Origin of the sequence: Neorhizobium sp. BETTINA12A, from assembly GCF_023006485.1 — a bacterium.
GTDB lineage: Bacteria > Pseudomonadota > Alphaproteobacteria > Rhizobiales > Rhizobiaceae > Neorhizobium.
The window spans coordinates 1-6162 of the sequence record NZ_JALBGW010000225.1 but is presented as its reverse complement, the minus strand read 5'-3'; the positions used below and the strand labels follow the sequence as shown (position 1 = coordinate 6162).

Annotated in this window: 5 protein-coding genes and 1 pseudogene; 3 read left to right on the top strand and 3 right to left on the bottom strand. The window is 62.3% G+C overall.

Annotation, left to right across the window (positions count from 1 at the left end):
• The first annotated feature begins 148 nt into the window (after positions 1-148).
• Together MOV61_RS27665 and MOV61_RS27660 are read left to right on the top strand one after the other, a co-directional pair.
• Positions 149-1186: pseudogene (locus MOV61_RS27665) on the top strand (aldo/keto reductase).
• Between the two features lie 104 nt (positions 1187-1290).
• Complete coding sequence (locus tag MOV61_RS27660) at positions 1291-2118, top strand: aldo/keto reductase (RefSeq protein ID WP_247138879.1); 828 nt, start codon at positions 1291-1293, stop codon at positions 2116-2118.
• 119 nt (positions 2119-2237) lie between these two features.
• On the opposite strand, the gene MOV61_RS27655 is transcribed toward MOV61_RS27660, so the two are convergent.
• The 3 genes from MOV61_RS27655 to MOV61_RS27645 all read right to left on the bottom strand — a co-directional run bounded on the left by MOV61_RS27655 (position 2238) and on the right by MOV61_RS27645 (position 4461).
• Complete coding sequence (locus MOV61_RS27655) at positions 2238-3311, bottom strand: magnesium transporter CorA family protein (protein ID WP_408962441.1); 1074 nt, start codon at positions 3309-3311, stop codon at positions 2238-2240.
• A 304-nt stretch (positions 3312-3615) separates the two neighbouring features.
• On the bottom strand, positions 3616-3900 hold the full coding sequence (locus MOV61_RS27650) for an acylphosphatase (protein WP_247138878.1): 285 nt from the start codon (positions 3898-3900) through the stop codon (positions 3616-3618).
• Between the two features lie 171 nt (positions 3901-4071).
• The gene (locus MOV61_RS27645) at positions 4072-4461 is read right to left on the bottom strand and encodes a hypothetical protein (protein WP_007764435.1); all 390 of its coding nucleotides are present in this window, start codon (positions 4459-4461) and stop codon (positions 4072-4074) included.
• 318 nt (positions 4462-4779) lie between these two features.
• Between MOV61_RS27645 and MOV61_RS27640 the strand changes: the two genes are divergently transcribed.
• A partial coding sequence (locus MOV61_RS27640; protein WP_247138877.1) for a helicase HerA-like domain-containing protein occupies positions 4780-6162 on the top strand: 1383 nt, incomplete at its 3' end.

Below are 6162 nucleotides of genomic sequence, written 5' to 3'. Positions count from 1 at the left end.
GGTCACCCTGATCGCCGGCCTGGTGCCGCTTGCAGCGCTTGCCGTCGCCCTCTTCGCCATCCGGCTGGACAAGCGCGAGACCGCCATCAGCGGCGCACCCGCCCTCTCCTGCCCGGCCGAATAACCGACACACCGAAGGATCACGACCATGGAATACCGCAATCTCGGACAATCCGGCCTCAGAGTGCCGGTCTTGAGCTTTGGAGCCGGCACGTTCGGCGGCTCCGGCCCGCTGTTCAGCCACTGGGGCACGACCGATGTCGAGGAAGCCCGCCGCCTCGTCGACATCTGCCTCGAGGCCGGCGTCAACCTGTTCGACACCGCCGACGTCTATTCGGCCGGTGCTTCGGAAGAAGTGCTCGGCCAGGCGATCAAGGATCGGCGCGACCAAGTGCTGATCTCCACCAAGGCCAGCTTGCCGACCGGCGACGGGCCGAACGACTGGGGCTCCTCCCGCTCCCGGCTGATCGGCGCGGTGGATGCCGCCCTGAAACGGCTCGGCACCGACCATATCGACATCTTCCAGCTGCACGCCTTCGATGCCTCGACGCCGGTCGAAGAGGTCGTCTCGACGCTCGACCAACTCGTGAAGGATGGCAAGCTGCGCTATATCGGCGTCTCGAACTTCTCCGGCTGGCAGATCATGAAATCGCTCGCCGCCGCCGAGAAACATGGCTGGACGCGCTATGTCGTGAACCAGGTCTATTATTCGCTGGTCGGCCGCGACTACGAATGGGACCTGATGCCGCTTGGGCAGGACCAGGGGCTTGGTGCGCTGGTCTGGAGCCCGCTCGGCTGGGGACGCCTCACCGGCAAGATCAGCCGCGGCAAGCCGCTTCCGGAAGGCAGCCGCCTGCATGAGACGGCGGATTTCGGCCCGCCTGTCGAAGACGAACTGCTCTACCGGGTGGTCGATGCGTTGCAGGTGGTGGCGGACGAGACGGGCAAGACGGTGCCGCAGGTGGCGATCAACTGGCTCGTCAGCCGGCCGACAGTGTCCTCGGTGATCATAGGCGCCCGCAACGAGGAGCAGCTTCGCCAGAATCTCTGAGCCGTCGGCTGGTCGCTGACGACAGAGCAGATCGGCAAGCTGGATGCGGCCAGCGCCGTCACAGCCCCCTACCCGCATTTCCCCTATCGGCGCCAGGAAGGTTTTGCCCGCCTCAACCCGCCGCTTGCCGGCTGACACCTCCTGAAATCAGGGTGGTTGATCCGTCACAGAATCGGTCCATGTAATACGGGCCTCATTTGGCCCGGCCGTTTGCCGGGCTTTCCCTTCAGGAGTTCCATATGTTCACAGTCAGCGCCAATGGCGCCAACATTCCCGCCCTCGGTTTCGGCACCTTCCGCATGCCCGACGAAGACGTCGCCCGCGTGCTGCCGGAGGCCCTGAAGCTCGGTTTCCGCCATGTCGATACCGCCCAGATCTACAAGAACGAGGCAGCCGTCGGCGATGTGCTTTCCAAGTCCGGCATCCCGCGCGCCGACATCTTTCTCACCACCAAGGTCTGGGTCGACCGCGTCGGCCATTCCGCCTTCATCGCCTCGGTCGACGAGAGCCTCGCCAAGCTGAAGACTGATTATGTCGACCTGCTTCTCCTCCACTGGCCGCAGAGCGAAATGCCGCTCGCCGACCGCATGGGTGCGTTGAACGCGCTTAAAAAGGCTGGCAAGGTGAAGAATATCGGCGTCTCCAATTTTTCCGTGGCGCTGATCGCCGAAGCGGCGAAGCTCTCGGATGCGCCCCTTGCCACCAACCAGGTGGAATACCATCCCTATCTCGACCAGACGAAGGTTCTAGCCGAAGTCGCCGAGCACGGCATGTCGCTGACCGCCTATTACCTGATGGCGAACGGCGCGGTGCCGGGTGACGCAGTCTTGAAGGATATCGGCGCCAAGCACGGCAAGACGGCCGCGCAGGTGACGTTGCGCTGGGCCATCCAGCAGAAGGACGTGATCGCGCTTTCCAAGACCGCGACCGTTTCCCGCCTGCCGGAAAACTTCGACGTGTTCGATTTCGCCCTGTCGGAGGACGAAATGCAGGCGATCCACGCACTCGCCAGACCGACCGGCCGCATCGTCAACCCGGGGCACCTGGCTCCGGAATGGGATCTTTGAGCTTTCAGCTGCTTGATGCAACTATGCGCCGGGTCATTCCCGGCGCATTTTTATTGCCTAAATCCATTTGACGAGAAGATCGATGGAAGCACCCGGAAACATCCGGAGGCTTTCCCTGATCACAGCCAGCCTTTCCGCTTGAAATAGAGATACGGCAGGGCCATCGAGACGATCATCATGGCAATCGCCATATGGTAGCCGTAGGTCCATTGCAGTTCCGGCTGGTTGGCGAAGTTCATGCCGTAGATCGAGGCGACCAGGGTCGGCGGCAGGAAGACGACGGAGGCGACCGAGAAGATCTTGATGATCTGGTTCTGTTCGAGATTGATCAGCCCCAGCGTCGCATCCAGCAGGAAATTGATCTTGCCGGACAGGAAGGCGGAGTGATCGCCAAGCGACGTGGCGTCCCGCTGCAGCAATTTCAGGCGCTGGCGCAGTTCCTTGGTCAGCTTGCGGTCGACGCCGTCGAGCGCCGCATAATAGGCGACCACGCGGGAGACACTGACGAGGCTTTCGCGCACGACGGTGATGAACTCACCCTTCTGACCGACCTCGCGGATGAGGTCCTGCAGGTCGCGCGTCTTCGCGTTGGCCTTGGCGGCCTTGGTCGAGAAGACCTCCTGGGAAATCTGGTCGATCTCGGTGCCGAGCCGTTCCAGCGTATCGGCCATGCGGTCGATGATCGCCTCGATCAGCCCCGTCATGATCAGTTCGCCGTAGCTGCAATGCAGGCCCGTTCCGTTCGGCTTGCGGGCGCGCGCCATGAAGGCATCGAAGGGGCGCGGCTCGGCATAACGGACAGTGACCAGGACCTGGCCCTTGACGATGAAGGTGACGGGAACCTTTCGCGGCGTGCCTGCATCGGGCCTGGTCAGCACCGTCATGGTCATGAACTCGGCGCCGTCCTCCTGGTAGAGACGGGCGGAGAGCTCGATGTCCTCCATTTCGTCCATGGTCGGCACGGTAATGCCGAGACACTCGCCGACGGCGCGTTCTTCCTCGGACGTGGGGCTGACAAGGTCGTACCAGACGACGGGAGGCTTTGCGGGGACGGGCGTTGCAAGGCCGGACGTTGCAAGGTCGGAGGTTATGGGTGCCGACATATCGGATGGCGCCGGCGCTGCGGCAACGGCCGGCACATCGGAGGCGACGGAAACAAGGCGATCAAGGTCGTAGGCATGGATGCGCAGCATGACGGCTCCTTTTTCGGACCATCGGTCCCTTCGGAGCGCGCATCCTTATCGAGAAGGACTAGAGCCCCGGAGGAACGGGTCGGTATGATGACGTCGAACTTCGACTGTCGGGGTTCATCTCAATTGTCCTTTGAAAGAGTGGCGCCCGGTCGGACGTCACTTCGCTTTTGGAAATGTGCCTTAGAAGATGAAAAGTCAATGGCTTTTCTGTCGCAGCCGCCGCCGAAACAACTGCCGCCCCGTTGGGACGGATAACCGCGGAAGATCGGCCACCGAGAACCGGAAAACCGGGTGATCGGCCGGGTCATCTGGTGATCCGGAAGCCGACCGGCTTTTCCGCGAGCGTCGCCGGTTGTCGCTCCGCACCGGATACCGACGCACCGGGCGGACCGTGCCGGAAACGCTCGAGCATTTGCGATATGCCGGCGGTTGATCCCGCGAGCAAAGCAAGGACGGAGCCATCCGGCTCGTTGCGGACCCAGCCCGTCAAACCCAGCCGTTCCGCCTCCTCACGGGCCCAGGCACGGAAACCGACGCCTTGCACCCTTCCCGTTATCCGCACCATGGCGGCCTCGTCGTCATCGGACATGGCAACCTCCCATCCTGGGCTACTCTCATTGACATGGGGAGTGCGGAACCGAGGACAAGCCCGCAAGGGTGCCGACAATATCCGATTGGTCCCTCGCCCGTCTCATTGCTTTAAGACAAAAAAAGCCGCCGGCCTCGCGGCCGACGGCTTGAAAAAGTCGAAGGAGGCAGATCAGACGAACTGCGACAGGCCCGGAACCGAAGCGATGACCGTATCGACCACTTCGTCGCCGGCGTGTTCGCGGGCGACCGCCATGGTTTCCTTGGCAAGGCCGGTGATCTCGCCCATGCCGAGACCCTGGCTCATCAGCTGCTGGCCGAGCGCCATGACGCCGCCGCCGAAGCTTGCCATCAGGCCGCCGAGAAGACCGCCGCCGCCGGCACCTTCGCCGTTGAACTTGGCGACCAGTTCGGAAGCGCCGGGAATTGCCTCGATCATCTTGGCAACCGCGCCGTCATCGGCCTCGCGCTGCAGGAAACCGAGCATCATGCCGATCGCCTTTTCGGCGACGTCAGGGGCAATGCCGACATTTTCGGCGACGCGGGAAACCAGTTCGTTCATCAATCTCTCCTGAAGGTTTTGACGTTCACGTCAACGTAAAACAACCATCCAATAAACTCAAGCCACGGGGGCTTTGCAATTTTCACGGTGGATTCGACGCTCAAGCGTTGTTGCCAGTCCGCTGCGAGCTTATAAAAGCTTTGTGAGAGCATTGCGATGGACGAATGAAAAGCATCGCAGGCCCGCAAAACGCTCGCCGACCTGAACGGCTCTATCCTTTTGTTTTCATGCGATGCCGGGCGGGAAACCGCTTCACACTTTTCCTGGAATTGCTATTAAGGACGGATAGCCGCACGAATTTGCAGGGAATGGAACCGAATGGACGATACGGGAAAGCTCTTCATCGGCGGCAGCCGCAAGCCGGACGATTCGCTCAACAAGGCTGAATATCTGGAGCTGAAATTCGGCAACCGCCACGGTCTCGTCACCGGCGCCACCGGCACCGGCAAGACGGTGAGCCTGCAGGTGCTCGCCGAAGGGTTCTCGAAGGCCGGCGTGCCCGTCTTCGCCGCCGACATCAAGGGCGACCTTTCCGGCATCGCCATGAAGGGCGAGGCCAAGGATTTTCTCCTGAAGCGCGCCGAGCAGATCGGTTTCCAGGACTATGAGTTCGAACAGTTCCCGGTGATCTTCTGGGATCTGTTCGGTGAAAAGGGCCATCGGGTGCGCACCACCATTGCCGAGATGGGGCCGCTCCTGCTGTCGCGGCTGATGGATGCGTCCGAGCCGCAGGAAGGCGTCATCAACATCGCCTTCAAGATCGCCGACAAGGCGAACCTGCCGCTGCTCGACCTCAAGGATTTCGCGTCGCTGCTGAACTACATGGCAGACAATGCGGGAGAGCTGTCTTCCCAGTTCGGGCTGATCTCGAAAACCTCGGTCGCATCGATCCAGCGCGGGCTGCTGGTGCTGGAACAGCAGGGTGCCGAGCACTTCTTCGGCGAACCGGCGCTGAAGATTTCAGACATCATGCGCACCAACCCGAACACCGGCTACGGGCAGATTTCGGTGCTTGCCGCCGACAAGCTGATGATGAACCCGAGGCTTTACGCGACCTTCCTTCTTTGGCTGCTCTCCGAACTGTTCGAGGAACTGCCGGAAGTGGGCGATCCGGAACAGCCGAAGCTGGTATTTTTCTTCGACGAGGCGCATCTGCTCTTCAACGACGCGCCAAAGGTGCTGACCGAGCGCGTCGAACAGGTCGTGCGCCTGATCCGCTCCAAGGGCGTCGGCGTCTATTTCGTCACCCAGAACCCGCTCGACGTGCCGGAAACCGTGCTCGCCCAGCTCGGCAACCGGGTGCAGCACGCGCTGCGCGCCTATACGCCGCGCGAACAGAAGGCGGTAAAGACGGCGGCCGATACGTTCCGCCCCAACCCCGATTTCGACTGCGCCACGGCGATCACCAATCTCGGCACCGGCGAGGCGCTGGTCTCGACGCTCGAAGGCAAGGGTGCGCCTTCGATCGTGGAACGCACGCTGGTGCGTCCGCCATCCGGCCGCATCGGCCCGCTTTCCGACCAGGAACGGCAGGCGGTGATGGACAAGAGCCCGGTGCTCGGCCTCTATGACGAGGACCTAGATCGCGAATCTGCCTTCGAAATCCTCGCCGCCCGCGCCAAGCAGGCCGCCGATACCGCTGCGGCCAGGAAGGCGCAGGACGAGCTGCAATCCGCCCCGCCCGCCGGTTCCGGCGAGACG

Bases quoted from the DNA above. Each gene is read 5' to 3' on its own strand.
- MOV61_RS27655 (WP_408962441.1), bottom strand. From the start codon at position 3,311: ATGCTGCGCATCCATGCCTACGACCTTGATCGCCTTGTTTCCGTCGCC.
- MOV61_RS27650 (WP_247138878.1), bottom strand. From the start codon at position 3,900: ATGTCCGATGACGACGAGGCCGCCATGGTGCGGATAACGGGAAGGGTG.
- MOV61_RS27645 (WP_007764435.1), bottom strand. From the start codon at position 4,461: ATGAACGAACTGGTTTCCCGCGTCGCCGAAAATGTCGGCATTGCCCCT.
- MOV61_RS27660 (WP_247138879.1), top strand. From the start codon at position 1,291: ATGTTCACAGTCAGCGCCAATGGCGCCAACATTCCCGCCCTCGGTTTC.